The sequence below is a fragment of the Endozoicomonas sp. genome (assembly GCF_051008435.1).
Classification (GTDB): domain Bacteria; phylum Pseudomonadota; class Gammaproteobacteria; order Pseudomonadales; family Endozoicomonadaceae; genus Endozoicomonas_A.
Genome location: NZ_JBPCXO010000012.1, coordinates 1 through 3,932, shown reverse-complemented (window position 1 = coordinate 3,932; position 3,932 = coordinate 1). Strand labels below are relative to the sequence as shown.

Below are 3,932 nucleotides of genomic sequence, written 5' to 3'. Positions count from 1 at the left end.
TATTACTGTCGGATACGAAGTTATGTGTCATCGGCGAGAAAGCAGGGTCAGAATATTTTCGAAGCTCTGCTTATAGCTCTGAAGAATTATGGTAATCATCCTTTGCTGGGTGCTGAATAGTTACCTTTTTTCATTTCAGTGATCTTATCCAGAAAATTTCCCAGTTGAAGCTTCTGTTTCGTCAATTCTTCGGGAGATTCTGCGCTTGGCTTTGTGGTGAGTATCTCTGTCGTCAGGTGTTCCAGTTGTTCAGACAGCTTTGTGAACTTCATAAGCTTGTGCTTGAGAGCAATAACAGCTGGTTGCTGAGACGATTCACTTGATCGGCTGGACGCTGGATTACTCGTTGAGCTGTCACTCACAGAAGGGGTTTGAACTTTCAAATGAGCGTTCAGCCTTTTTTGAAGACATCCATACTGAGCTTTCAGCTCCTCCTTCATTGCAGTAACAGTGCCCAGGAGTTCGTTCCTATGAGGCCAATGTCCCTGCTCTCCTTGGAGAGTTTTTGTACTGGGTGTAGTGGAGAGAATCTGCTTTGTTAAACGTTCCAGTTCTTCAAATAGGTTTGTGCACTTGATGAGTTTAAGTTTGAGGTCTTCAACAACTGACTGTTGAGATCGTTCCTCTACAGACAGGGTCTTTGTATCAACAAACGGCTGACTGCTCATTGCAGGCGTCTGAGTATCCAAATGAGAAGCCAGTCTTCTACGTATGCTACAAAACTGAGCTTTTAAATCATTCTTCATCGCTGTGACGGTGTCCAGACAGTCTCCCAGATGAAGCCACTGCTCACGCACTTGTAGGTGAGTTTTTGCGTCTGGTTTCGTTGACAGTATCAAGGTTGTCAGATGCTCTAGCTCTTCAGACAGCTTTGTACACTTCATGAGTTTGTGCTTGAGATCAAAAACAGCCTCTCCTTGAGAGGACGCTCTTGCTGGTTTGGCCATAAGGTCAATAAATGAACTGCCAGAGGCGTTCGAATAGCAGGGGTATGGGGTTACTTGATACACAGTTACACTTCCTTATGGTCAGTTTCCTGCGTGTTTGGACTCACTTTCTTGAAAAAAGTTCCTTCTGTTCTTTATACCGCCATCCCTCGTGTAGCAAGAGTCTTAAGTAGTAACAGGTTCACAAGACGTCACTTTGCTGAAAAATCCGGCTTTAAAACAGTAGGATAGCCGTTACAATGGCCGGACTGCTGAGTGAAAGATGTCGATTTGCAGCGATGTAAACCACTTTTAACCCAGTCAGATTAAGGAAGATATTCAAACAATAAAAAATCAGGGCTGTTCAGAAAATGAACTTTTCCAAGAAGTATAATGAAAACTACGCGAATTTCTTGATTCGCCTGGCGTGGACTGTCGAAGTCATTGCTGTACTGATCGGTTTAACCATTTCCATTGTTGTCTCTATTTCAGCCAACGAGTCCTATCTGAATCAGGAATCGGTAAGCCTGATTGGTAACTATTCTTCGGTGCTGGTGGCCGGATTACCGTTTCTGCTTATCGCTGTGGTTGAGTTATGTAAGATCCCACTGACGTTTGCCTTTATGGCAGTGAAGAATGTTTTCTGGCGAGGCTTGTTTCTTTTCTTTGTGGCCTTTCTCTGCCTGATCACTTTTGAAACCATGCTCAATGGCTTTGAACGAAACTTTTCCAATCTCAATTACGCCATTGATTCCCGTAAAAATGATATAGAAAACATCGGGTCTGAAATAGCGCTGCTTAACCGAAGACAAGAACGGGTTCAGATATTCACAGAAGACGATTTAAATCAGGAAGTTGAGTCAGAGCAGCTATCCATCGACGAATCTTTTAGAACTCGCATCAACAAGGTCAATGCTAAAACCGAGTCCATCCTGTCAGGTATTGACTACTCCTTTAGAGAAGAGCTGGATACTGAAATCCAGGATCTGATCGAGAAGAGAGATGGTTATTACGAAGACTGGAACACTGAGCGACAGGGAGTTGAAGACCGTTTCTCAGCATTACTGCTGGATAATCTTTCTGATAGCCGAACAGAAAAAGATCGATTATTGGCCGAGCTGACGTCGCTCAAAGCTGAAATGGCTCGTGAGCTGGATGATGCTAATTTCCTGACTCGTGCTGCTGTCGACAGCAAATACCGCAAACTGATCGCGGATAAAAATAAGCAGGTTGATCAGATCACCACCGGTTACCTGGGAGGGGATGCCCTGACCAAGCAGGCGAACATGGAAGATCAGATGAAACAGCAGATCGAGTTCACCAACAACAAGTACGAAGGCCGGATTGCAGACATCAACGAACGGATTGAAAGCAGAAAGCAGGAAATTCTGAACCGTGAAGCAGCCAACGTGAAGCTGCAAAGTGATGTTGTAGCCAATGCGGAGAGCAGTCGCTCCCGCTATATGGGTATCAAGCTAAATCAGGAGAAAGAACTATCTGGTTATGTTGAAGGTAAGCAACAGCAGCTGGGTGTGATTAATGCCCAGGTTGTTGATATTGAAGATAAGATATTCCTGCTGCGCAATGATCAGCGCAACATCCAGTCTGAAATCAATCGACTGATCAATCAGAATCAGGTTTACCGTCTGGCTATGTACGCCTATGGCAAGGAGTCTCCAACGGAGGTCAGCCGTAAAATGGTGGGCGTGATTGCATTGCTCTGGTTTGGCTCTCTGGCTTTGATTGCTTCTGTCACCGGTGTAATGCTTTGCCTGGCTGCTTTCTATCTAAAGCGCGAGTTGGTGAGAATCGCTGAAGAAGAAGAGAAGGCTGAAAAGTTTGCTCAGAAAGCCTTGGAAAAAGCTTCGAGACAGGTCCAATCTGAAGAGAAAGGGATTGGGGTGGCAGAAACCAGCTGAATGGTGAGCCACTTTAGTCAACAATAGAAAAGAGCGGCTGTTTTGCCGCTCTTTTCATATCTGTCCCTCGGAGCCTGACCGAGAATAGTGATCGAGATTAAAATTCGGTAGAGCTAGGTCATTTTTTCGATGGATTTATGCGAATAGTGGGTCTATTCAATCAAATTCATCGAAAAAATGAACCGCTCTATCTGGGTTTTAGGCCGATCTGTCTATTCTCGGTCAGGCTCCTAGTATCAGACCTACTGTTGTATAATCGACGCTTTATTCTCATTCAGGACAAAGCAAGATATGGCAAATGCTTTCGCGCGCCGATTTCAGTTGATAGTTGATCGTCTGACACAGGGAAACAAAAAGCAGTTTGCCGAAATGACAGGCAAATCCGCCTCTCATATCTATAAAATCTGTCGTGGTACCAGTCGTCCTTCCATGGCCTATCTGGAAAGTCTGTATGACGAGTTTAGGGTTGACCTGAATTGGTTGCTGACCGGCGATCAAAACGACAGTGGACAGATTTCAGATGCGTCAGGCAGCAATGAGATTATCTTCACTCCTATGTTCGATGTGCAGGCCAGTGCCGGAATAGGTTCTGCTGTTCAGAGTGAAGAAGTCAGCGACTATTTTGCTTTCAACAAAGCTTTTCTGAGCCGACAGCTGGGTGTTTCCGATGAAAACCTGGCATTCGTTACCATCAGTGGTGAGAGTATGTTGCCCACCTTTCAGGATGGAGATCAGGTGCTGGTGGATATGTCCCGCCAGGCCGTTCAGAGTGAAGGGGTTTATCTCATTCAGACCGAAGATGGTTTGATGGCTAAGCGGGTGAAACAGGTTCAGTATGAGCTGAAAATTACCAGTGATAACCCTGAGTATCCTGGTTGGACTCTGGATCTGAAAAAACTGGAAGAAAATCCGGTAGTGGGAAAAATTGTATGGTGTGCCAGGGCAGTTTAACTGTCCTCAGTACTAAGGGAAGTGGCACAAGAAAGCTTACCGCAGTAAAGTGCCACTTTTCCCCTCTTGACGACTGTAGCTGCCATGACCACCATTACTATTCCTCCAGAGTGCAAATATCTAATCAAACTTGCTG

3 protein-coding genes are annotated in these 3,932 nt (G+C 45.0%); 2 read left to right on the top strand and 1 reads right to left on the bottom strand.

All coding sequences use genetic code 11. The features are described from left to right. Nucleotides 1-95 precede the first annotated feature (95 nt). Complete coding sequence (locus ACR2PX_RS00425; RefSeq protein WP_433997394.1) at nt 96-1,010, bottom strand: hypothetical protein; 915 nt, start codon at nt 1,008-1,010, stop codon at nt 96-98. A gap of 287 nt (nt 1,011-1,297) precedes the next feature. Here ACR2PX_RS00425 and ACR2PX_RS00420 point away from each other — a divergent pair, with 287 nt between their 5' ends. Continuing rightward, nucleotides 1,298-2,845: a hypothetical protein gene (locus ACR2PX_RS00420; protein ID WP_433997393.1), complete on the top strand. Its 1,548-nt coding sequence runs from the start codon at nt 1,298-1,300 to the stop codon at nt 2,843-2,845. A gap of 291 nt (nt 2,846-3,136) precedes the next feature. Further along, nucleotides 3,137-3,796 carry an XRE family transcriptional regulator gene (locus ACR2PX_RS00415; protein WP_433997392.1) on the top strand — a complete coding sequence of 220 codons (660 nt, stop codon included), beginning with the start codon at nt 3,137-3,139 and terminating at the stop codon, nt 3,794-3,796. Nucleotides 3,797-3,932: the final 136 nt, after the last annotated feature.